The following is a 21,991-nucleotide window of genomic DNA, read 5'->3' on the forward strand; positions in this document are numbered from 1 at the left end:
TCCTAGGACAGCCGCACGCGCGGGTCGATGATGGCGTAGCAGGCGTCGACGACGACGTTGCACAGCAGGATCACGGCGGCCGAGAACAGCATCACGCCCAGCAGCAGCGGCAGATCACTGAACTGCACCGAGTCCACCGCGAGTCGGCCGAGTCCGGGCAGCCCGAAGGTGTACTCGGTGATGATCGCGCCGCCGAGCAGCGAGCTGAGGTCGATGCCGAGGATGGTGATGATGGGGATGAGGGAGCCGCGCCAGGCGTACCGGAAGAAGACGTAGCGACCGCTCATGCCCTTGGCCTTGGCCGTGCGGACGTGCTCCTCCTGGAGCTGCTCGATCATCGCGGAGCGCGCCATACGGGTGTACTGCGCGGCGAAGATCGTCGACAGGACGACCCAGGGGATCATCAGTCCGGTGAACCAGGCGGCCGGATTGTCTGTGAGGGGGGTGTACTTGGGCTCATCGAACGCGTGCGTCTGGTACACGAGGATGGCGAGAGCGAGCGGGCCCAGGAAGTAGATCTGCATCGAGCTGAGCGCCATGGAGCCCGCGGTGAACGTCTTGTCGACGAGGGAGCCGCGCTTCCAGGCGGCGAGCAGTCCGGTGCCGAGACCGACGAACAGGAACATGATCGTGGCGCCGAACGCGAGGGAGAGCGTGAGCGGCAGCCGGTCCAACAGGGTTGTCCAGACTGCCTCGTTGGTGTGGTACGAGTACCCGAAGCACGGGGCGGGGCAGGGCCCTTGCGGGAAGTTGTCGCGACCGGCCACGAGTCCCGACAGGAAGATCCAGAACTGCTCCGGGATCGACTTGTCGAGTCCGAGCGTCTGGTGGATGTTCGCCAGGGCGTCGGGCGTGCACGTCTTGCCGCACATCAGCAGCGCCGGGTCGCGGGGCATGCCGAAGAAGAGCAGGAAGGCGACCACGGTCAGCAGGACCAGGATCACGAGTGAGCCGAGGATCCGGCGGAGGAGGAAGCGCAGCATCTCAGTGGCAGCTTTCGGGCTTCAGGCCTGGCGGCGCCGGTCGCGTCCCGTCACGGGAGGGGGCGCGACCGGCGCCGCTTGGACGGGTTACTTCACGTACAGCCTGCGCGGGTCGACGCCGCCGATGACGTCGTCGTACACAAGGCCGCCGATCTTGGACCCGGCGATCTGGGTCTGCTTGTAGTACGCCGTCGGGATGTTGGAGACGACGTCCTTCACGATGTACTCGTTGATCTTGTTCCAGGCCTCGGCCGCCTTGACCGGGTCGGTGAGGGCTGCGGCCGCGTCGATGTCGGCGTTCACCTTCGGGTCGTTGATGTGCGAGTAGTTGGACGCGCCGTCCTGGATCTGGCGGCCGTCGTACAGCGGCGGGATCACGGTGGACGCGCTCGGCCAGTCGGCACCCCACGCGGTGTGGTAGATGTCGTAGTTGTTCTTGACCTTGCTGACCTGGTCGTAGTACGTCTCGGCCGGGATCTCCTGGCGCTGGACGTCGAAGCCGGCCTTCTCCAGGCCCGCCGCCATGGCGGTGGAGTACTGCTGGCCCTCGGGGGTGTTGATGTAACCGAAGGTCAGCTTCAGACCGACCTTGCCGGCCTTCTCAAGGAGCTGCTTGGCCTTGGCCGGGTCGCCCGCGGGCTTGGCCTTCTTGCCGAAGGGGTCGAACTTCGGGTCGTAGCCGGTCACGGTCGGGCTGATCAGACCGCCGGCGACCTCCATCGCGTCGCTGCCGCCGAAGGCACGCACGAACGGCGTGATCGGGAGGGCGTAGGCGATGGCCTCGCGGACCTCCTTCGACTTCATCTCCGGCTGGGACAGGTTGATGTTCATCTGACCCACGTACGGCTGGTAGCCGGAGACCGTGCGGGGCTTCAGCGCCGCGTCGTTCAGGACCTTGGTCAGGTTGCCCGCGTCGACCTGGTTGCTGAAGCTGATCGCGGTCGCGTTCGCGCCCGAGTCGTCGAGGATCGCCTTGGTGGAGTCCTCGTACTGCTTGTTGAACTCGAAGCTGAACTGGTCGGCGTACTGGTGGCGGACCGCGTCGGTCTTCGGGTCCCAGTTCGTGTTCTTGACCAGCGTCATCGACTTGCCGGACTTGAACTCGGAGATCTTGTACGGGCCCGAGGTCATCGGGGCCTTGTCGTACTTCTCCTTGGTGTCCTTCGCCTGCGACACGATGGAGTAGCCCGCCATGGCGAGCGCGTACGGCAGGTCGGGCTTGGCCGTCTCGAACTTGAAGACGATCGTTTTGTCGTCCGGCGTCTCAAGGACGCTGTCCGGCAGGTGCTTGCCCTTGTACGGACCGTCCGGGAGAAGCTTGCGGTACTCCGCGCCCGGGGTGTTGGCCATCCACTGCTGGATGAACGTCGGGCCGTTGGAGACGAACGGTGCGAAGAGCCGCTCGAAGGTCTGGCGCACGTCCTTGGCGGTGATCGGGGAGCCGTCGGCCCACTTGATCCCGTCCTTGAGCTCGAACTTCCAGGTCTTGCCGCCGTCCGTGGTGGTACCGCTGTCGGTGGCCAGGTCGCCGACGACCTCGTGCTTCTGGCCGTCGTCGCTGGTCGCCTTGTAGCTGGTCAGACCGCGGTGTATCAGCTGCGACAGGGCCATCTCGTCCGAGACGTAGATCTGTCCGGGGTCGAGGTGCGCGAAGCTGTCGCGCTGCAGCACGGTGATCGTGCCGCCCGGCTTGGCGCCACTGATCTCGGCGGCCGGGCCGGTCGAGGCCTTGGCGTCGCCGAAGGTGATGCCGGACTGCTGCCGCTCGGCGTTCTCCTTGTCCTGCTTGTCGTTGTCACTGCCTTTGCTGCCACCCTCGCTGCAGCCGGTGAGCACGAGAGCCCCCGCCGCGAGCAGTGAGAGCGCGGCGTACGCGCGGCGTCCACCCTTACCCATCACTCAGATTCCACCCATCTTGTGTCACCGGTGTGCCTGTCACCAGTGCGAATTGAAGTGCGGACCGGCATCAGAAGTGCCATCCGGTCGGTGTCGGGCGAGGATTGCCCACAACTCCGCGGTCAGCGCGCCGTCTTGGGATCGAAGGCGTCCCTGACCGAGTCCCCGAGCAGGTTGAACGCCACGATGAAGATGATCATCGAGATGCCCGGGAAGAACATGTAGGTGATGTCGTTCTGCATCACGAGTTCGGTCGACGCCTTGGAGAACATCTGTCCCCAGTCCGGCGTCGGCTCGACGATTCCGACTCCGAGGAAGGACAGACCGGCCTCGGCGGTCACGAAGTTGGGGAGCATGTAGGTCGACTGCACCAGGATCGGTGTGACCACGTTGGGCAGGATCTCCCTGCGGATGATCCGCGTCGGGGATGCCCCGCTGACCTTGGCGGCCTCGATGAACTCCCGTTCTCGCAGGGCGAGTGTGGTGCCGCGCAGGATGCGCGCCAGACTCATCCAGCCCAGGAACCACTGCACCGTGATCAGGGCGACGACCCGGACGTACACCGGTGTCTCGTCGCGCGGGCTCACGAACAGCGAGACCACGACCGGCATGCTCGCGATGAAGAACAGCTGGGCCGGGAAGGCGAGGAGGAAGTCGATGACCCGGCTGATCCAGTAGTCCGTCCGGCCGCCGAGATAGCCGGCCGCGACCCCGAGGAGGATGCCGGTCAGCACCGTCGCGACGGTGACCGCCAGCGAGATCATCAGGGAGTTGCGGATGCCGTAGATCAGCTTGGTGAAGACGTCGTAGCCGTTGCCGGGCTCCAGTCCGAACCAGAACTCGCCGCTGATGCCACCGTTGGGCTGGATCGGCACACCGGCGCTGTCGAAGAGTTCGGGGCGCTCGTCCGCGAACACCGTGTACGGGTCCTTGCCGTACAGCTTGGCGATCAGCGGGGCCGCGAGGCCGACCACGAAGAAGAAGATCACGACGTACGCCGAGATCACTCCGGTGCGGTCGCGCTTGAAGCGGATCCACATCAGCTGACCGGGAGAGCGGCCCTCGAGCTGCTTGGCCTCCTCCGGCTTCGTCGTCGGCTCTTTCTCGCCGTCGACGACGACCGACGTACCGCCGCCCTCGATGTCGATAGGACTTGTCACAGTTCGCCCATTTCACAGGTGTGGGTGTGCCGAACCGGCGACCGGCGCGAGTGGCGCGCGATCGCGGTTCGAATCATGAAGAAGCGTCAGCGGCGACGTACGGCCCACGGGAGAACCCGCAGCCGGACGCGCGTAGTGGTAAGGGCGTGGCCCTTCAGAGCCGATCGCCGTGCGCCGGGGCGCAGTTGCCGACTACTGCGGACGCTGTGACCCACTTGGTGCTTGTGACACCGCGCATGGGACTCCTCCTCATGACTCCACGTGTTCACCAACAGGAGGGGGTTCATGTCTTTCCTCCGACACCCCTGACGGAGGGTCAGACACCCCCTGGTGCTCGAGAGTCGGCGCCGTCCCCACGGCGCGAGACCCATTGACCCGAGCGCTACGCGGCTAACTATCTGCCATGAGCCAACCGGCGACCACTGTCTTTAAATCTCGATTCAGTCACAGCTGACGCGTACATCTTCCGAAATTTGGACAAACCGTCTGGCAGGATAAGGCCGCGAAACGGACGTGTTACATGCGTATCGGGCGAGGATCTCCGCATTACGGACATCGGCCGACGCGAACCCGCCTGAAAATGAGTTGCAAAAAGCCCGGGCACCCCCAAGATGGGGGCACCCGGGCTTCAAGCGACCGATTGTCAGCCGTGCTTGGCGCGGCTCGCGGCGCGGGCGCGCTCGCGGGCGTCCAGGTTCACCTTGCGGATGCGAACGGCCTCCGGGGTGACCTCCACGCACTCGTCGTCGCGGCAGAACTCCAGGGACTGCTCCAGGGAGAGCTTGCGCGGCGGCACGATCGCCTCGAACGAGTCGGCCGAGGACGACCGCATGTTCGTGAGCTTCTTCTCCTTGGTGATGTTCACGTCCATGTCGTCGGAGCGCGAGTTCTCGCCGACGATCATGCCCTCGTACACCTCGGTGCCGGGGTCGGTGAAGAGCACACCGCGCTCCTGGAGGTTCGTCATCGCGAAGGCGGTGACGGCACCGGAGCGGTCGGCGACCAGCGAACCGTTGTTACGGGTCGTCAGGGTGCCGAACCACGGCTCGTGGCCCTCGTGGATGGAGTGGGCGATGCCCGTGCCGCGCGTGCCGGTCAGGAACTCCGTACGGAAGCCGATCAGGCCACGGGACGGCACGACGAACTCCATACGGACCCAGCCGGAGCCGTGGTTCGACATGTTGTCCATACGGCCCTTGCGGACGCCCATGAGCTGGGTGACCGCGCCCATGTGCTCCTCGGGGACGTCGATCGTCATGCGCTCGACGGGCTCGTACACCTTGCCGTCGACGATCTTGGTGACGACCTGCGGCTTGCCGATCGTCAGCTCGAAGCCCTCACGGCGCATCTGCTCGACCAGGATGGCCAGCGCGAGCTCACCACGGCCCTGGACCTCCCAGGCGTCCGGGCGCTCGGTGTCGAGCACCCGCAGCGAGACGTTGCCGACCAGCTCGCGGTCCAGACGGTCCTTGACCTGACGGGCCGTGACCTTGCGGTCCTTGACCGCGGCCTTGTTCTCCGCGCCCTTGCCGGTGCCACCGCGGCCGACCAACGGCGAGGTGTTCGTACCGATGGTCATCGAGATGGCCGGCTCGTCGACCGTGATGAGCGGCAGCGGGATCGGGTTCTCGGGGTCGGCGAGGGTCTCACCGATCATGATGTCCGGGATGCCGGCGACGGCACAGATGTCACCGGGTCCCGCCATCTCGGCGGGCTTGCGGGTGAGCGCCTCGGTCATCAGCAGCTCGGTGATGCGGACGTTGGACATCGTGCCGTCGCGCTTGATCCACGTGACGGTCTGGCCCTTGCGCAGCTCGCCCTGCTCGACGCGGAGCAGCGCGATACGGCCGAGGAAGTTGTCGGCGTCCAGGTTGGTGACGTGCGCCTGGAGCGGGGCCTCGGTGTCGAACTCCGGGGCCGGGACGTGCGAGAGGATCGTGGAGAAGAACGGCTCCAGGCTGTCGCTGTCCTGCGGGACGGTGCCGTCCTCGGGCTTGGTCAGCGAGGCCACGCCGTCCCGCGCGCACGCGTAGACGATCGGGAACTCGATCTGGTCCTCGTCGGCGTCGAGGTCGAGGAAGAGGTCGTACGCCTCGTTCACGACCTCGTCGATGCGCGAGTCGGGGCGGTCCGTCTTGTTGATGCACAGGATGACGGGCAGCCGGGCCTGGAGCGCCTTGCGCAGCACGAACCGGGTCTGCGGCAGCGGCCCCTCGGAGGCGTCGACCAGCAGGACCACCGCGTCCACCATCGACAGACCGCGCTCGACCTCGCCACCGAAGTCGGCGTGGCCCGGGGTGTCGATGATGTTGATGGTGATGACGTCCCCCCCGTCCTTGGGGTGGTACTTCACGGCCGTGTTCTTGGCCAGGATCGTGATGCCCTTCTCACGCTCCAGGTCGTTCGAGTCCATCATGCGGTCGTCGAGCGACTCGGCGGCGTGCGCGGCGAAGGCGCCGGCCTGCTTCAGCATGGCGTCGACAAGAGTCGTCTTGCCGTGGTCGACGTGGGCGACGATGGCGACATTGCGGATGTCGTGGCGCGTGGCCATATTGCGGCGTACTCCCGGAGTCTTAGGAAGGGGCGTCGCGTACGTCTGGTGTTACGCGGACCCTGCCGGGCTGTACATGCCACGGCCTCACCCCATGGTACGTGGCGTTGACGGGCACGGCCTCCGCAGGGGACTCAGGCCCCCTCGAGGGCCCGGGATCCGGCCGGGCAGCTCCGCACCGCGGCCTCGTGCGCGGCCGTGTCCTCGCGGGCCTCGTCGGCGCAGGAGAGGAAGCCGATGCCGACGGTGTCCCAGCTGCGTACGTGCCCTTTGACCGGCTCGCCGCCGTCGCAGGTGTACGTGAAGTCGGCGTCGATCATTTTGAGGGCGTCCCAGGAGTAGTACGTGCCCTTCGTGAGTTCCGTCTCCGTCTCGTAGTACGTGTCGTACCGGGTGTCCTCGTCCTGGGAGGGGTCGGCGAGCGGCTTCTCGACCTTCAGGTGTCTGCCCAGCGCGAGGATCACGGCCCCGGCGTTCGTCCCGTCCGGCACGGGGCTCACCGTGGGCTGGTACCTCAGGGTGTCGTAGGACTTGAGCCGGGCCTTGTAGGACGCCGTCCTCTTCTTGATCACGATGGGGTCGGCCAGCCGGATCAGCTTCTCCGTGCGGGTGACGTCCGACCAGGTGTACGTCCCGTCCGGGCAGGATCCGGCCCGGTCCTCCGTGTCACCGCCGCAGCCCGTCAGCCCCGCCCCGAGGGCCACCAGCGCCGCCCCCGCCACCCACGTACGCATCCCCGTCGTCCCTCTCTGTGGCCGTACGACGGCCGCCACCCCGCTCGTCGCGGGGTGGCGGCCGATCGTGTGCTGGAGGGAATGATCTCCTACTCGGCTGTGGGGCTCGCCACCGGCCTCTCGCCCTTCTTCAGGAAGCCCATGTCCTCGTAGACCGGGGTCCGGAAGCCGAAGGCCCCGGCGTTCACCACGTTCTTCCTCGCGGCCGTCAGCTGGGGCCGCTGGTACAGCGGGATGGATCCCGCCGCCGCCCAGATGCGGGAGTCGGCCTTGCGGATCAGGCCCCGGCTCTCGCGCTCGTCCAGCGTCGTCATCGCCTGGTCGAAGAGCTGGTCGACCTGGTCGGTGCCGACCCGGGTGTAGTTCTGCTCGACGTTCAGGGAGCCGTCGGCCGCCGGAACCGGCTTGGCGTAGATCGGGCGGCCGTCGGTGGCGGGGAAGGCGGAGGCGGGCCAGGAGTACAGCGCGAGGTCGTACTGGCCCGACGCGATGTGGTCCTTGAAGTAGCTCTCGTCCTTGACCTTGGAGATCTCGGTGCGGATACCGACCTTCCGCAGCATCCCCGCGATCCGGTCGGCCACGGTGACCAGGGTCTGCGAGCCCGGACCCGACGGCAGTACGAAGCGGAGCGTGAGCGGCTTGCCGTCCTTGGCCAGCGCGCCCGCCGCGGTGCCCGCCGGCGCGGCGGTGCCCCGCGGGGCGTACGCACCCGGCGCCCCGCCCTGCTTCAGCGTGTTCGTGTACTGCTTGCCGTCCTGCGCGAGGTGCTCGGGGTCCTTCTTCTTCTCCCGGTCGGCCTCGCGGCGCGCCTTGTCGTCCTCGCCGACGATGTACGTGTCGTCGTCGCCGTCCTCCGACTTCTCCCCGGCCTTCTCGCCCTCGGCCCCGGCCGCCTTCTCCCCCTTCTTCCTCTCCTCCTTGAGCGGGCCGCCCCGCACCCATCCGGCGTCCGTGAGCAGGGCCTGGGCCTCCGCGGTGTCCTGGCCGCCGAGCGCGCCGCTGTTGTCGGCGTACGCGGCCTGGCCGGAGAGCGCGAGGTGGCTGCCGACCGGCTCGGCGGGCAGGCCCAGCGGCGTGAGGACCACCGCGGCGAGGGCCTCCCGGTCCAGGGCGCGGGCCACGGCACGGCGCACCCGCTCATCAGCGAGGGGCCCGTCGGCGCCGTTGAGGGCGAGCTGGGTGTAGGCGGGCTCCAGGGAGCGGCGGACCTCGAAGCCGCGCAGCGCCTGCTGCTGACGGGCGTACGTCGTGGCCGCCGTGCGCTGCTTCTCGCGGGCGCTGATCTCGTCGTCGGCGGCCTCCTCGTCGGAGCCGTTGGCTACGGCCCAGGAGCGCAGGGAGTCGGCGGCGCCGAGGTTGCTGCCGGGGCCCATCAGCGGGGTGCTGGTCGTGCCGCGCCGGGGACCGGCGGCGCCGGTGATCCGCTTGACGGACTCCGGGTCGATCTCGGCCAGGTCGAGCTTGCCGGCGGCCAGTGCGGCGGCGCGCTCTTCGCGCGGCACGGCCCGCAGCACGATCTCGTCCAGCTTGGCGGGGTGGCCCCACCAGCGCGGGTTGCGGTCGAGGGTGACCTCGTCGCCCTTGCGGTCGACCTCCTTGACCCGGTACGGCCCCGCGCTGACCTTGAGCTTCTTGCGCGCCCCGTCGTTGAAGGAGTCCGGGGTGCCCATGACGTCCTTGGGGTACAGCGGCGAGAACAGCGACTTCCAGTCGGCGTACGGCCGCCCGAAGGTGACCTTGACCTCCAGGTCGTTCTTCCCGCGCTCGATCCGCTCGATGCGGTCGTAGCCGGCGTTGCGGGCCGTCCAGTACGCGGTGTCCTTGCCGGACAGGGCTCGCCACTGCGCGGCGAAGTCGGCGGCGCCGATCTCCCGGCCGTCGCTCCACACCGCCTGCTGGTTGAGCTTGTACAGCACGACCTGCTTGGGCTCGGTCTCGACGACCTCGGCCTTCTCCAGGTAGTCGGGGTTGACCTGCGGACGCCCGTTGGCGTCGAGCCGGTACATCGAGGGCAGGACTGCCTGGGCGACACGCGTGGTGGTGCCGTCGGCGTCCGCCTGGAACGTGTTCAGGGTCTCCGGCACGGAGTCCACGGCCCAGCTGAGACTGCCGCCGTCGGCGACCATCGCCCGGGCGACGGACGCGACGTCCGGCTCGGCGAGCGGCCTGCCGGCCGGATCCTTCGTACTGCAGCCGGCGAGCGCGGGCACGGCCAGCGCACCCGCGGTGAGGAAGGCGACCGAGCGCATGACCGCGCGCAGGCCGACGCCGTCGTGGGACATGCCACATACCTCCGGGGGTGCACCGCCGGTTTGGATCACGTTTGGCGGTATATGGAGTTGATCAGATGTATGCGGCCACTGAAGAGGAAAGGGTTCGGCAGAAGGCGGCGACACGGCCGAGGCGGCGCCGAAGCCCACCCATGCGGCGCAATCCAGGGCGTACAGGGGGCGCGCACGGAGGCTCACGATCCGCCAATCCGTGCACGTCCCTTCACATCGGCAGGTGTGACGCGCAACACTCGCAGGCGCACATGAACGTTGCCGCCCTAAGTGAGGTCACGTCATGGCCCTGCACGACGAACTGGCATCGGCACAGCGCTGCCTCGACGAGTTGCACCGGTACGTGAAACGCCTGGAACAGCAGTTGGGCAGCGGTGGTCTGGAGATGCGCCGCGTCCGCATGGACGCCGACCGTCTCCGCGAGAGCCTCGCGCTGCTGAAGGACGCCGACCCGGCGCTCGCGAAAGCCAAGCGCCCCGATCTGGTCTCCATCCCCGACACCCCGTACGACAACACCCTCTGGACGGACTCGGACGACGAGGGACTCGGCGCCCGCGACCGCCACGCCCCCTGAACCCGACCGGAGTCATGCGTTGGCCACTGGTACGGAACCCCATCCGAACAGCGGCGGTGTACGAACGGGTACGCGCGCCGCGATCGACGCCCCGCATCTGCGGACCGACCGCTGGTGGCTGGCTCCCGCCACCACCACCGCCGGGCTGCTCGCGTTCATCGTGTACACGACGTGGCGGGCCTTCGTCGACACGAACTACTACGCGGCCCCCTATGTCTCGCCGTTCTACTCACCGTGTCTGGCGGAACGCTGCGAGCCCATGCACGCCGGCCCCAACTGGGAGATCTTCGGCAGCTGGTGGGGCCTGTCCCCCGCGATCATCATCCTGATCTTCCCGCTCGGCTTCCGCCTGACCTGCTACTACTACCGCAAGGCCTACTACCGGGGCTTCTGGGCGTCCCCGCCGGCCTGCGCGGTGGCCGAGCCGCACAAGAAGTACACCGGCGAGACCCGCTTCCCGCTGATCCTGCAGAACATCCACCGGTACTTCTTCTACGCCGCGTTCCTGGTCGCCGGCGTCCTCACGTACGACACCGTGCTCGCCTTCCGCGACGAGCACTACGAGTGGGGCCACATGGGTCTGGGCACCCTCGTGTTCCTGCTCAACATCGTGCTGATCTGGGCGTACACCCTCTCCTGCCACTCCTGTCGGCACATCATCGGCGGCCAGCTCAAACACTTCTCCAAGCACCCGGCGCGCTACCGGATGTGGCGGTGGGTCGGAAAGCTGACCGCCCGTCACATGCAGCTGGCCTGGGCGTCCTTGGCGAGCGTGACCCTCGCCGACGTCTATGTCTTTCTCGTCGCGTCCGGTGTCTTCGACGATCCGAGGTTCTTTTAAATGGATGGGGCGTTCTGATGTCCGTGGTCGACCACCAGGAGTGGGACGTCGTCGTGGTGGGCGCCGGGGGCGCGGGTCTCCGCGCCGCCATCGAGGCTCGCGAGCGCGGCGCCCGTACGGCCGTGATCTGCAAGTCGCTGTTCGGCAAGGCGCACACGGTGATGGCCGAGGGCGGCATCGCGGCGGCGATGGCCAACGCCAACGAGCACGACAGCTGGCAGGTCCACTTCCGCGACACCATGCGCGGCGGCAAGTTCCTCAACCAGTGGCGGATGGCCGAACTGCACGCGCAGGAGGCCCCCGACCGGGTGTGGGAGCTGGAGACCTGGGGTGCCCTCTTCGACCGCACCAAGGACGGCCGGATATCCCAGCGCAACTTCGGCGGCCACGAATACCCGCGCCTCGCCCATGTCGGCGACCGCACGGGGCTCGAACTCATCCGGACCCTCCAGCAGAAGATCGTCTCCCTTCAGCAGCAGGACAAGAAGGAGACCGGCGACTACGAGTCCCGTCTGAAGGTCTTCCAGGAGTGCACGGTCACCCGCGTCCTCAAGGACGGGAACCGGGTCTCCGGAGTCTTCGCCTATGAGCGGGAATCCGGCCGTTTCTTCGTCCTGCAAGCCCCGTCCGTGGTCATCGCGACGGGTGGTATCGGCAAGTCCTTCAAGGTGACGTCGAACTCGTGGGAGTACACCGGCGACGGCCACGCGCTGGCGCTGCTGGCGGGTGCGCCCCTGCTGAACATGGAGTTCGTGCAGTTCCACCCGACGGGCATGGTCTGGCCGCCGTCGGTGAAGGGCATCCTCGTCACGGAGTCCGTCCGCGGTGACGGCGGCGTGCTGCGCAACTCCGAGGGCAAGCGGTTCATGTTCGACTACGTCCCGGACGTCTTCAAGGAGAAGTACGCCGAGTCGGAGGCCGAGGGCGACCGCTGGTACGAGGACCCGGACAACAACCGGCGTCCCCCCGAACTCCTCCCCCGCGACGAGGTCGCCCGGGCCATCAACTCCGAGGTGAAGGCGGGCCGAGGCTCCCCGCACGGCGGGGTCTTCCTGGACGTGTCGACGCGGATGCCCGCCGAGGTCATCAAGCGCCGGCTGCCGTCCATGTACCACCAGTTCAAGGAGCTGGCGGACGTCGACATCACCGCGGAGGCGATGGAGGTCGGGCCCACCTGTCACTACGTGATGGGCGGCATCGCGGTCGAGTCCGACACGGCCGCCGCACGCGGGGTGCCGGGGCTGTACGCGGCCGGCGAGGTCGCGGGCGGCATGCACGGCTCGAACCGGCTCGGCGGCAACTCCCTGTCCGATCTGCTGGTGTTCGGCCGCCGGGCGGGTCTGCACGCGGCCGAGTACGCGGCGGCCCAGGCGTTCGAACGCCCCGCGGTGGACGAGCTCCAGGTCGACGCGGCGGCCGCGGAGGCGCTGCGCCCCTACTCGGCGGAGTACCCGGAGACGGGCGCGCAGGACGCACGTCCGCCGGAGAACCCGTACACCCTCCACCAGGAGCTCCAGCAGGCCATGAACGACCTCGTCGGCATCATCCGCCGCGAGCCCGAGATGAAGCAGGCCCTGGAGAAGCTCGCCGAGCTGCGGGTACGGGCCCGGCGGGCCGGCGTCGAGGGCCACCGCCAGTTCAACCCCGGCTGGCATCTCGCCCTGGACCTCAGGAACATGCTGCTGGTCAGCGAGTGCGTGGCGCGGGCCGCGCTGGAGCGCACGGAGTCGCGCGGCGGCCACACCCGCGAGGACCATCCGACGATGGACCGCAAGTGGCGCCGTATCAACCTGCTGTGCCAACTCACCGATCCCACCGGCGGACTGGCGGCCACGGACCCGGTCCGCGGCCAGATCGAGCTCACCCGTGAGACCACCGACCCCATCCGTTCCGACCTGCTCGCCCTCTTCGACAAGGAGGAGCTGGTCAAGTACCTCGCCGAAGAGGAGCTGTACGAGTGAGCAGCTACAAGGCCCGCTTCAAGGTGTGGCGCGGCGATGTGCAGGGCGGCGGCCTGGAGGACTTCGCGGTCGAGGTCAATGACGGCGAAGTGGTCCTGGACATCATCCACCGCCTCCAGGCCACCCAGGCCCCCGACCTCGCCGTCCGCTGGAACTGTAAGGCGGGCAAGTGCGGTTCGTGCTCGGCGGAGATCAACGGCCGGCCGCGGCTGCTGTGCATGACCCGGATGTCGGTCTTCACCCGGGAGGAGACGATCACCGTCACTCCCCTGCGTGCCTTCCCGGTCGTCCGCGACCTGGTGACGGACGTCGGCTTCAACTACGAGAAGGCGCGCGAGGTCCCGGCGTTCGTGCCGCCGGCGGACCTGGGTCCCGGCGAGTACCGGATGATGCAGGAGGACGTGGACCGCTCGCAGGAGTTCCGGAAGTGCATCGAGTGCTTCCTGTGCCAGGACACCTGCCATGTGGTCCGTGACCACGAGGAGAACAAACCGGCGTTCGCCGGGCCCCGCTTCCTGATGCGGGTCGCCGAGCTGGACATGCATCCGCTGGACGCGGCGGAGGAGAGCGGCCTGGACCGCAAGAAGACGGCCCAGGACGACCACGGCCTCGGCTACTGCAACATCACCAAGTGCTGCACGGAGGTCTGCCCCGAGGGCATCAAGATCACGGACAATGCGCTGATCCCGCTGAAGGAGCGGGCGGTGGACCGCAAGTACGACCCGCTGGTGTGGCTGGGGTCGAAGATCAGGAGGAGGTCCTCGTAGCTCCGGCGCCCGCCGGGAACTGGGCCCGGCGCTGCACGTACAGACCGAGCACGGCCACGGCCGCGCCGGTCAGCGCGAACGGGAAGAAGCCGGGGTGACGCGACGCGTCGAGCGGGCCCAGGAAGAGGAACGCGCCCGTCCCGGCCTGGTTCAGCAGCGTGCCGTATCCCCACACCCTGGGCCGGAGGATCTTCGCGCTTCCCCGGCCCGGGAGCAGCCAGCCCTTGGTGACGGCGGCCGTACCGATCGCCAGGCCGACGGTGATCACCACGGCGCCCACGATCCCCAGCACCTCGTTCATACCGATCATGCTTCCACGAGTTCCAGCACGCACAAGAGATTTGACTCGGCGATGGCCCGCATGGGACCAGGGTTTGGGAAATCACCGTCCAGGAGCCGGAGCGGGCCCGCGACCAGGGACAGGTGCATGGCGAGCCGGTAGAGGCGCAGCCGGTCCTCGTCCAGGCCGGGCACGCGCAGCGCGTCGTAGCGCGGCCCGAAGCGGATCCGCAGGAAGACGTGCTCCCACTCCACGTCGAAGTACATGAGCCCTTCGATGTCGATGAGGGCGGGACGGCCGTCGGTGTCCAGCAGGACGTGGTCGGGGCCGAGTTCACCGTGGATCAGGGTGTGGCGGGCGCGCGGGCGGACGGCGGCGGCCAACTCCCCGATCCTGTCCGTCAGCCGGTCCGCCACGGCGGCGATCCGGGCGTCTCGTGCGGCGGTGGCGGCGATGTCGCGCAGCGCGCCCTCGGTGATCCGCCGCGCGCAGGAACTCGTCCCCGAGTCACCGCCGTTGTCGACGACCACGACCTTCCCGAAGTCCCGGCCCTCGTGCGCGTGCAGCAGCGCGAGCTCGCCGGCCAGCCGCTCCAGGGAGGCGCGGGCCGCGATCGGTTCCCTCTCCAGGGCCTCCTCCAGGCTGCCGCCCGTGATGTCCTCCATGATCGCCACATCCGCCGGGACATGCGTGTGCGTGGCGTCGGCGTGCAGGAGACGGGGTGTGCGGACGCCGGCCGCGACGAGGCGGTCGTGCGCGGCCGTGAACACGTCGAGGCTCGAGCCCGCCGAGAAGGGGTCGCGCAGGTCGGAGGGGCCGGAGTCCCAGTAGTCCTCGTCGGCGGACCAGACATAGGCGACCGCCGTGCTCCCGTCCTCGAGGGTGAGCCGGTAGACGCCCTTCTTGGAGCCGCCGCGCAGCCGGGTCACGGCGGCCAGGGTGCGGTGGGGGCCCAGGGCGGTGCGGGCGAACGGTGCGAGGTCGTCGCGCGTGAGGAACTTCCGGGTCGCGGTCATCCGGCAGATCGTCGCAGCCGTACGGGGCGGACCGCCTTCATTTTTCTCAGGCCCCCCACCCCTGCGCCACCCCTGCCCCATCCCGGTCGCGCCGCCGCATTCCTGCTCATACGCTCCGAAATGTGACGTCATCCTTGTTCCGGGGCCGACCGCGGCGCGCGACCTCGCACATATCCGTGCGGGTGGCGCACACCGTGCTGGGCGGGCTGGCCGGGGTGGTGTGGCTGGTGCTGCCGGGGATGACGTTCGACGACAGTGCCGCGGTCGCGGGGACCCGGGTGGAGACCGGGCAGCAGATGCAGGCTCAGGATGACGGATCCTCGGCCGCCGACCTCGTCCTTCCGCTCCTCATGGTGGGTGCCGCGGGTGCGGTCGCGGGATACACCTACGTACGGCGTACGCGGCGGGCCCGGACCCGCACCACTCCCGGCGGCGCCCTCGCCGCCCCGTGGACACCGTCCGCCGGTGAACTCGACGCACAGGCACAGTCCCTGCTCGTCACGGCCGACGACTGCGTCCGCACCAGCCGTGCGGAACTCGCCTTCGTCGAGGCACGGTTCGGGAAGAGTGCCGTGGCGCCCCTCACGGCGGCCCTGCGGGACGCGGAGGGCGAACTGAGGGCAGCCTTCCGGATGCGGCAGCAGTACGACGACGGCGTACCGGAGGAGCCCGCGGCCCGGCGGCACGCGCTCGCCGGAGTCGTCGGACGGTGCGAGGAGGTCGGGCGGCGGCTGGACGCGGAGGCGGCCGGGTTCGACCGGCTGCGGGCGCTGGAGAAGGGCCTGGGCGAGGCCCTGGAGATCGCCGAGGGCCGCTTCCGGGCACTGGCCGGGCGCACCGGGACCGTCGAGGCGCTCCTCGCCGACTGGCACGAGCGGTACGCCCCCTCGGCCACCGCCCCCGTCACCGGCCACACCGAACAGGCCAAGGACCGCCTGGTGTTCGCCACCCTCCGCCTCAACCAGTCCCGCCAGTGCGCCGACCGCGCGGACACCGGGAAGGCAGCCCAGCACCTCTGCGCCGCCGAGGGCGCGATCGCCCAGGCCGCCGTCCTCCTGGACGGCGTCGAACGGCTCGGCGCGGCCCTGACGAACGCCGAGGCCCTGGTACCGGCGGCACTGACCGGCGCGGAGGCGGAACTCATGAGGGCACGGGAACGGCCGACCGGTGTGCCCGCCGGTGAGCTGTGGGCCCGGATCCTGCACGCCGACGGTGCCCTGGCCGCCGTACGGGACGAACGGACCACCGGACCGTACGACCCCCTCGGCGCCCTGCGCCGGATCGTGCGGTCGGCCGGCCCGCTGACGACGGAGCCGACGGCCGGGGTACTGGGGGCGGCCGCGCTGCTGGTCGGCCGTACCGCGATATCCGCCGCGGACGATGTCGTCGCGACCCACCGGGGCGCGGTGGGCGCGGTGGCCCGCACCCGGCTGGCGGAGGCGGCACGGCTGCTCACCGAGGACCCGGCAGCCGCGGACGCGTACGCCGCGCAGGCCCGCGATCTCGCCGAACAGGACGTACGGGTGCACGGCAACCCGGCGACAGAGCACGAGAGCGGTGTGGCGGGGGCGATCCTGGGCGGCGTACTGCTGGACGCCGAAACACCCACGACCTTCGGCGGCCCACGGACACGAGCACGCGGCATGGGCGCGAACGCGCCCCTTTAGAGACAGGGCGAACTCAGAACAAGCTGAGCAAGGCCTCCGCCGGGTCCGTCAACCCCGTCTCCCCGTCCGGCAACGGCAGCTCGAACCACACCGTTTTGCCCCGAGGCGTCCGGCGCGACCCCCACGCCGCGCTCAGCAGCCCGACCAGCTGCAACCCCCGCCCGCCTTCGTCCGTGTCACGCGCCCGCCGCCGCCGCGGCTGCACCAGCCCGGAGTCCCACACCTCGCACACCAGGGTCCGGTCCAGCAGCAACCGCAACCTGATCTCGCCCTCGCCGTACCGCAGAGCGTTCGTCACCAGCTCGCTGACCAGCAGCTCCGTCGTGTCGACCAGCGGCTCCAGATCCCATGCCAGCAACCGCGTACGGGCGTACTCCCGAGCCCGCCCCACACTCCGCGGTTCCCGCGGCAGCGTCCAGTCGCCCACGGAGTCCTCGGGCAGGCCCTGGACGCGTGCCATCAGCAGGGCGATGTCGTCCTCGCCGTGGTGGCTGTCGAGGGTGTTGAGGACGTGGTCGCAGACGTCCTCCAGCGGCTGGGCGGGATCCGTCAGCGCGCCCACGAAGGCCTGGAGCCCCTCGTCGAGGGGGTGATCGCGGCTTTCGACCAGTCCATCCGTGTAGAGCGCCAACAGCGCGCCTTCGGGTAGTTCGACCTCTACCTCCTCGAAGGGCTCGCCCCCGACGCCGAGCGGCATGCCCGGCGGCACGTCGAGCATGAGGGCGGCCTCGCCGGGCTCCACGAGGACCGGCGGCAGATGACCCGCGTTGGCGAAGGTGCAGCGGCGGGTCACGGAGTCGTAGACCGCGTAGACACAGGTCGCCAGGTACACCTCGGAGAGGTCCGCCTCACGGGGGCGGCGGGCCGCGCGGGTGGCCTGCTGGACACCGCCCGGCGCACCGAGACCGCGCGCGATCTCGTCCAGCGCGCTCAGCACTTCGGCCGGTTCGAGGTCCAGCAGCGCCAGTGTTCTTACGGCGGAGCGCAGTTCACCCATCGCGACCGCCGCCCGCAGTCCGCGGCCCATCACGTCGCCGACCACCAACGCCGTTCGGTGACCGGGCAGTTCGATGACGTCGAACCAGTCGCCGCCGACCTCGCTGGGCCGGTCGGAGGAGGAGTTGCCCGGCAGATAGCGACAGGCGATGTCGAGGCCGGAGGCGACCGGGTCGCCCGGGGGCAGCAGGGACCGCTGCAGCATCAACGCCCGCTCGTGCTCACGCCGGTACAGCCGCGCGTTGTCGATACAGACCGCCGCCCGCGCCGCCAGCTCCACCGCCAGATCCCGGTCCCGGTCCCCGAACGGCTCGCTGCCCTTCGTACGGGCGAACTGCGCCAGTCCTACGACGGTGTCGTGGGCGACCATCGGCACGGCGAGCGTGGACTGCACCAGTCCGCCCTCCTCGGCCGGGATGAACAGCGGGCGGGCGGTGCGCAGGGCGTCCGCGCAGGGCGAGTTGAAGGGGAAGTGGTGGACGGCGCCGACCGAGACGGGCGGGCCCGAGCTGATGAAGGGGGCGTCGGAGACGGCGCTGGCGAAGGCGACGCGGCGCAGTTCCGCGCTGCCGTCGGCGAGTCCCGGCGGGGTCTCGTCGCCCGCCAGGAGGCCTTGGTAGAGGTCGACCGTGGCCAGGTCGCAGAAGCCGGGGACGACGACGTCCAGGAGTTCGCGGGCGGTGGTCTCCAGGTCGAGGGAGTTGCCTATCCGGGCGCCGGCCTCGTTCAGAAGGGCGAGATTGCGCCGCGCCGCGGCCGCTTCCCGGGCTGCCGCGCGGCGGGCCGTGATGTCGGTGGCGAGCCAGGCGATGCCGATGGGGCGCCCGGAGCCGCTGCGCACGCGGTAGAGGTTGACCGACCAGTGGCGGCGCTCGTCGGAGCCCGGCAGGAAGCCGGTGACGTGCATGTCCGTGATGGATTCGCCGGTCTCCAGGACGCGGCGCAGGGTGGCCGCCACCCGCTCGGCCTCGGGGCGGGGCAGGTAGTCGCCGACCCCCTTGCCACGGTGGTCGTCCGGGGTGCCGCCGAAGAGGGAGGCGAAGCGGTGGTTGGCGCGCCGGACCCGCAGATCGGGGTCGATCAGCAGGAAGCCGAAGGGAGATTGGCCGAATATCGACTGCGAGGCGGCAAGGTCGGTCTCGATCCGACGCAGGGTGCGGACGTCCACGACGATACAGACGGCGGCCCGCTCACCCTCCGCGGTCTGCGTCGGCATGACGTAGACCTCTGCCAGCCCTTCCTCGCCCGCCTCCTGGTCGGCCGACTCCGGCACCCGGAAGGGGACCACCCCGGTCCACTCGCGCCCGTCGAGTATCTCGGCCATCTTGCGCTGACCGACCTCGCGCCGGTCGGCGTCGATGAACGCCTCGATGGGGTCCATGCCGACGGCCCGGTCGGCGGGGATCCCGAAGAGCTGCTCGGCGCGCACACTCCACTGGTCCACGAGCCCGTCGGGGCCGATGGAGAAGGACGCGACCTTGATGTAGTCGTAGATGGAGCCGGGTGGACTGCTCTGCCACATCGCGTCGCCCCGGGGGGCGCCAGCGACCCCGCCGGGTCCACCGGTGGGTTCCAGGCCTGTCCCGCCCATGGCACCACGCGTCACGTCCGCCGCGGTGTCACCCGCGGCCTCCGACCTCGCGCCGTCCGACGGGTCCTCGGACTCCGTGGCCTTCGCTGGTATCTCGCTCACGCGAACCGTCCCCTCCAGCTCACCGCGTCCGGCACCGGTCACCGGCAGCGGCTGCCCGCAGTATCCAGCACTACGGCGCCGCACAACACGGTGTTCACGATCACAGCACGGTCCCAGCGTTTTTTGGACCGCACCGCGACAACACTTCCAGTCTTCTAACCAGCCAACACACTGTCGAACCACCTACTCCGGCAACCGTCAGTGGCCTGAACCATTCGCTGGACAGCACCGGCGGGGTCGTACAGCCGCGACGGCCCCGGTTCATCCCGGGACCGCCAGCTCGAACCACACCGTCTTGCCCGTCTCCCCTGGTCTGGTACCCCAGCGGCGCGAGGAGTGGGCGACGAGTTGCAGACCCCGGCCGCTCTCGTCATCGGGGTGGGCGACCCGCTTCCGCGGTGGGTCCGGAAGCGGGTCGGAGACCTCGACCAGCAGGACGTCACCGAGGCCGGCGGGGCGGACGAGGCGGACGCCGATGGGGCCGGTGGCGTGTCGCAGCGCGTTGGTCACCAGCTCGCTGACCAGCAGGGTCGTGATGTCGGCGACGCTGTCGAGGTTCCAGTCGCGCAGCCGGCCGCGGACGGCGGTGCGGGCGGCGCGTACGGCGCCGGGGTCCGCGGGGAAGGTCCAGTCGGCGCGGTCGCCTTCGGTGTCGATCACGCCGATCACTTCCCCGGCCACGCCCATGTCCGGTTTCATGGGGTTAATGGGCACATACCCGATATCCGGGGCGTGGTACCGCGTGGAAGGGCGCGTTGTGGTGCGAACGGCGTATGCCGGGGCGCCTATGAGATCGGGAGGTGTGCCTGTTCGGCGGCTGCGGGTGATTCGTGGCCGCTCGCGCGGTTCCCCGCGTCCCTAGGGCGCATCCAACCGGGCGGCGATTTTCCGGACCGCATCCACGTCCTGGTCCAGCCAGGGCACGTCCCAGAGCTGCTCCCGTGTCAGCCAGCGCAGGTCGTCGTGGTCCTGGAGGGGCTTGGGGTCCGGTGAGCCCGGGAGCAGTTGCGCCGTCCAGACCTGGAGGACGTACGGGGCTCTCAGGGGCCACTCCCCCGGGATGCGCTCCCCCACCTCCACCTCTACGCCCAGCTCCTCGCGCAGCTCGCGCGCCAGCGCCGCCTGTGGGGTCTCGCCCGGTTCGACCTTTCCGCCGGGGAGTTCCCAGCGGCCGGCCAGTTCGGGGGGTGCGCTGCGGCGGGCGGCGAGGAGGTGGTCGGCGTCGAGCAGGGCCGCGCCCACCACCACGATCGGTTCCGTCATGTGCCGGAGCCTACGGGAGGCGTCGACCGGTCAGTTCGCCGTCGCGGTGCCGCCGTTCTGGCCGATGCGTTCGACCCAGTACAGCTGCTTGTGGCCGCGGCTGTCGAGGCTGTCCGCGATCTTCTGCGCTTCGGCGCGGGTGGCGTAGCGGCCCACGCGGTAGCGATTGCCGTTGTCGTCCTGTCGTATGACGAGCCAGGGAAGAGTGATCGTGCCGTCGTTCATCCCGCCCCACCGCCCCTTCCCGCTCGCGGTTCTCGCCCTGCCCCGCCCGCTAAGGAAACCGCAATCCGCATATGCCCGACCCTACGCCTAACCTTTACGGAGCGAACACGGATTCTCACAAAGAGGTACGCAACCAGCCAGAACGCAGAGGGCGTGCGACGCCGAACGCGCCGTGCGCACGCAGGAATGCATCCGGTCAGAGCGGTGTGCGCGCGCCCATGGCCACCTGCGAGAACGGCCAGATTCCAACGCCGCTCGCATGGCCCCCGGTTGGACGGGTACTGGTGGCAACTGCCGTAGCGGCGTGCGCTACTTCACCGGAAGGTGGTAGGCGACCCGGTAGCGGTCCGCCGGGATGACCACGTCGGCCGTCTCCACGGGGCGGCCGGAGGCGTAGAAGGTGCGATGGACGACCACGACGACATGGCCGGGGACGCCGCCCAGCGCGAGGAGTTCCTCGGCGAGGCCGGGGCGGGCGCCGACCTCCTCGGTGACGTTGTCCACGATCACGTCGATGGCGGCCATGCGCTCGACGACGCCCATGCCGCCCAGCGGTCCCTCCTCGGGGAGCATCACGGGGGTGCGGCCGGTGACGGCGAGGGGCTCCCAGGAGGTGGAGAGCATCATCGGCTCGCCGTTGTCCCGGTAGACGTACTTGGTGCACATCACGCGGTCGCCCGGCCGGATGCCGAGTCGCTCGGCGACGGCGACGCTCGCCTCGGCCTGCGCGCTGCGGGACTCCCAGGTGCCGCGCGTCTCGATGTCGGCCTGCTCCTGCCGGAAGGGCGTGGCCCCGCCGTCCGGACGGAAGCCGGTGCGGGCCACCCGACGGGGCACCGGGCGCTCGCGCACATACGTCCCGGAGCCGGAGCGGCCCTCGACCAGCCCCTCGGCCATCAGCACCTTGCGTGCCTCCAGGGCGACGGTGTCCGAGACGCCGTACTCCTCGCGGATTCTGGCCTGGGAGGGCAGCCGGGTGTGCGGTGGCAGCGATCCGTCGGCGATCTTCTTGCGGAGATCGCCCGCGACGCGCAGATACGCCGGCTGCTCACCGAATGTCACTGGCCGCTCCCATCAGGTTGTACAGACAGCAACAGCGTGG

Annotated in this window: 17 protein-coding genes and 1 pseudogene; 5 read left to right on the forward strand and 13 right to left on the reverse strand. The window is 69.5% G+C overall.

Annotated features, from left to right (window positions below; translation table 11 throughout):
- Nucleotides 1–2: 2 nt before the first annotated feature.
- The 6 genes from ACIOHP_RS00545 to ACIOHP_RS00570 all read right to left on the reverse strand — a co-directional run bounded on the left by ACIOHP_RS00545 (nt 3) and on the right by ACIOHP_RS00570 (nt 9,606).
- Complete coding sequence (locus tag ACIOHP_RS00545; protein WP_327719201.1) at nt 3–983, reverse strand: ABC transporter permease; 981 nt, start codon at nt 981–983, stop codon at nt 3–5.
- Nucleotides 984–1,070: 87 nt separating this feature from the next.
- On the reverse strand, nt 1,071–2,879 hold the full coding sequence (locus ACIOHP_RS00550; protein WP_361542706.1) for an ABC transporter substrate-binding protein: 1,809 nt from the start codon (nt 2,877–2,879) through the stop codon (nt 1,071–1,073).
- Between the two features lie 122 nt (nt 2,880–3,001).
- Nucleotides 3,002–4,039: an ABC transporter permease gene (locus ACIOHP_RS00555; protein ID WP_361542709.1), complete on the reverse strand. Its 1,038-nt coding sequence runs from the start codon at nt 4,037–4,039 to the stop codon at nt 3,002–3,004.
- Between the two features lie 643 nt (nt 4,040–4,682).
- Nucleotides 4,683–6,590, reverse strand: coding sequence for a translational GTPase TypA (gene typA, locus ACIOHP_RS00560; protein WP_361542712.1), 1,908 nt, complete (start codon nt 6,588–6,590; stop codon nt 4,683–4,685).
- 134 nt (nt 6,591–6,724) lie between these two features.
- Nucleotides 6,725–7,324 carry a hypothetical protein gene (locus ACIOHP_RS00565; RefSeq protein ID WP_401881957.1) on the reverse strand — a complete coding sequence of 200 codons (600 nt, stop codon included), beginning with the start codon at nt 7,322–7,324 and terminating at the stop codon, nt 6,725–6,727.
- An 89-nt stretch (nt 7,325–7,413) separates the two neighbouring features.
- The gene (locus tag ACIOHP_RS00570) at nt 7,414–9,606 is read right to left on the reverse strand and encodes an ABC transporter family substrate-binding protein (RefSeq protein ID WP_401881960.1); all 2,193 of its coding nucleotides are present in this window, start codon (nt 9,604–9,606) and stop codon (nt 7,414–7,416) included.
- A 283-nt stretch (nt 9,607–9,889) separates the two neighbouring features.
- On the opposite strand from ACIOHP_RS00570, the gene ACIOHP_RS00575 reads away from it, so the two are divergent.
- The 4 genes from ACIOHP_RS00575 to ACIOHP_RS00590 are packed head-to-tail and all read left to right on the forward strand — an operon-like array spanning nt 9,890 to nt 13,749.
- Nucleotides 9,890–10,180, forward strand: a complete 291-nt coding sequence (locus ACIOHP_RS00575; RefSeq protein ID WP_361480008.1) for a hypothetical protein — start codon at nt 9,890–9,892, stop codon at nt 10,178–10,180.
- Between the two features lie 19 nt (nt 10,181–10,199).
- Nucleotides 10,200–11,021, forward strand: a complete 822-nt coding sequence (locus tag ACIOHP_RS00580; RefSeq protein ID WP_361542721.1) for a hypothetical protein — start codon at nt 10,200–10,202, stop codon at nt 11,019–11,021.
- Nucleotides 11,022–11,038: 17 nt separating this feature from the next.
- Nucleotides 11,039–12,982: a fumarate reductase/succinate dehydrogenase flavoprotein subunit gene (locus ACIOHP_RS00585; protein ID WP_401881965.1), complete on the forward strand. Its 1,944-nt coding sequence runs from the start codon at nt 11,039–11,041 to the stop codon at nt 12,980–12,982.
- On the forward strand, nt 12,979–13,749 hold the full coding sequence (locus ACIOHP_RS00590; RefSeq protein WP_361542727.1) for a succinate dehydrogenase/fumarate reductase iron-sulfur subunit: 771 nt from the start codon (nt 12,979–12,981) through the stop codon (nt 13,747–13,749). The genes ACIOHP_RS00585 and ACIOHP_RS00590 overlap by 4 nt, the downstream gene beginning before the upstream one ends.
- On the opposite strand, the gene ACIOHP_RS00595 is transcribed toward ACIOHP_RS00590, so the two are convergent.
- Together ACIOHP_RS00595 and ACIOHP_RS00600 are read right to left on the reverse strand one after the other, a co-directional pair.
- Complete coding sequence (locus tag ACIOHP_RS00595; protein ID WP_361542730.1) at nt 13,730–14,050, reverse strand: hypothetical protein; 321 nt, start codon at nt 14,048–14,050, stop codon at nt 13,730–13,732. The genes ACIOHP_RS00590 and ACIOHP_RS00595 overlap by 20 nt on opposite strands.
- 5 nt (nt 14,051–14,055) lie before the next feature.
- Nucleotides 14,056–15,045, reverse strand: coding sequence for a phosphotransferase family protein (locus ACIOHP_RS00600; RefSeq protein WP_401881969.1), 990 nt, complete (start codon nt 15,043–15,045; stop codon nt 14,056–14,058).
- Nucleotides 15,046–15,167: 122 nt separating this feature from the next.
- Between ACIOHP_RS00600 and ACIOHP_RS00605 the strand changes: the two genes are divergently transcribed.
- Nucleotides 15,168–16,712 (forward strand): hypothetical protein, encoded by a 1,545-nt coding sequence (locus ACIOHP_RS00605; RefSeq protein ID WP_401881972.1) that lies wholly within the window; start codon nt 15,168–15,170, stop codon nt 16,710–16,712.
- 13 nt (nt 16,713–16,725) lie between these two features.
- Here ACIOHP_RS00605 and ACIOHP_RS00610 read toward each other — a convergent pair whose 3' ends face one another.
- The 5 genes and pseudogenes from ACIOHP_RS00610 to ACIOHP_RS00630 form a co-directional block, all read right to left on the reverse strand.
- Nucleotides 16,726–19,401 carry a SpoIIE family protein phosphatase gene (locus tag ACIOHP_RS00610; RefSeq protein WP_401881974.1) on the reverse strand — a complete coding sequence of 892 codons (2,676 nt, stop codon included), beginning with the start codon at nt 19,399–19,401 and terminating at the stop codon, nt 16,726–16,728.
- Between the two features lie 261 nt (nt 19,402–19,662).
- A complete protein-coding gene (locus ACIOHP_RS00615; protein ID WP_401881976.1) occupies nt 19,663–20,100 on the reverse strand; it encodes an ATP-binding protein in 438 nt (145 codons plus the stop codon).
- Between the two features lie 159 nt (nt 20,101–20,259).
- Nucleotides 20,260–20,664 (reverse strand): (deoxy)nucleoside triphosphate pyrophosphohydrolase, encoded by a 405-nt coding sequence (locus ACIOHP_RS00620; RefSeq protein ID WP_401881979.1) that lies wholly within the window; start codon nt 20,662–20,664, stop codon nt 20,260–20,262.
- 30 nt (nt 20,665–20,694) lie between these two features.
- Nucleotides 20,695–20,940 (reverse strand): annotated as a pseudogene (locus tag ACIOHP_RS00625) (SPOR domain-containing protein); the annotation flags it as partial.
- A gap of 258 nt (nt 20,941–21,198) precedes the next feature.
- The gene (locus ACIOHP_RS00630) at nt 21,199–21,951 is read right to left on the reverse strand and encodes a GntR family transcriptional regulator (protein ID WP_361480035.1); all 753 of its coding nucleotides are present in this window, start codon (nt 21,949–21,951) and stop codon (nt 21,199–21,201) included.
- Between the last annotated feature and the right edge of the window lie 40 nt (nt 21,952–21,991).

The sequence above is a fragment of the Streptomyces sp. NPDC087859 genome (assembly GCF_044742595.1).
Lineage (GTDB): Bacteria > Actinomycetota > Actinomycetes > Streptomycetales > Streptomycetaceae > Streptomyces > Streptomyces canus_F.

Excerpts from the sequence above, each read along its gene's own strand:
- typA (WP_361542712.1), bottom strand. The coding sequence starts at position 6,590 with ATGGCCACGCGCCACGACATCCGCAATGTCGCCATCGTCGCCCACGTC.
- ACIOHP_RS00620 (WP_401881979.1), bottom strand. The coding sequence starts at position 20,664 with ATGACGGAACCGATCGTGGTGGTGGGCGCGGCCCTGCTCGACGCCGAC.
- ACIOHP_RS00600 (WP_401881969.1), bottom strand. The coding sequence starts at position 15,045 with ATGACCGCGACCCGGAAGTTCCTCACGCGCGACGACCTCGCACCGTTC.
- ACIOHP_RS00595 (WP_361542730.1), bottom strand. The coding sequence starts at position 14,050 with ATGAACGAGGTGCTGGGGATCGTGGGCGCCGTGGTGATCACCGTCGGC.
- ACIOHP_RS00585 (WP_401881965.1), top strand. The coding sequence starts at position 11,039 with ATGTCCGTGGTCGACCACCAGGAGTGGGACGTCGTCGTGGTGGGCGCC.
- ACIOHP_RS00550 (WP_361542706.1), bottom strand. The coding sequence starts at position 2,879 with ATGGGTAAGGGTGGACGCCGCGCGTACGCCGCGCTCTCACTGCTCGCG.
- ACIOHP_RS00575 (WP_361480008.1), top strand. The coding sequence starts at position 9,890 with ATGGCCCTGCACGACGAACTGGCATCGGCACAGCGCTGCCTCGACGAG.
- ACIOHP_RS00545 (WP_327719201.1), bottom strand. The coding sequence starts at position 983 with ATGCTGCGCTTCCTCCTCCGCCGGATCCTCGGCTCACTCGTGATCCTG.
- ACIOHP_RS00570 (WP_401881960.1), bottom strand. The coding sequence starts at position 9,606 with ATGTCCCACGACGGCGTCGGCCTGCGCGCGGTCATGCGCTCGGTCGCC.
- ACIOHP_RS00565 (WP_401881957.1), bottom strand. The coding sequence starts at position 7,324 with ATGCGTACGTGGGTGGCGGGGGCGGCGCTGGTGGCCCTCGGGGCGGGG.
- ACIOHP_RS00615 (WP_401881976.1), bottom strand. The coding sequence starts at position 20,100 with ATGAAACCGGACATGGGCGTGGCCGGGGAAGTGATCGGCGTGATCGAC.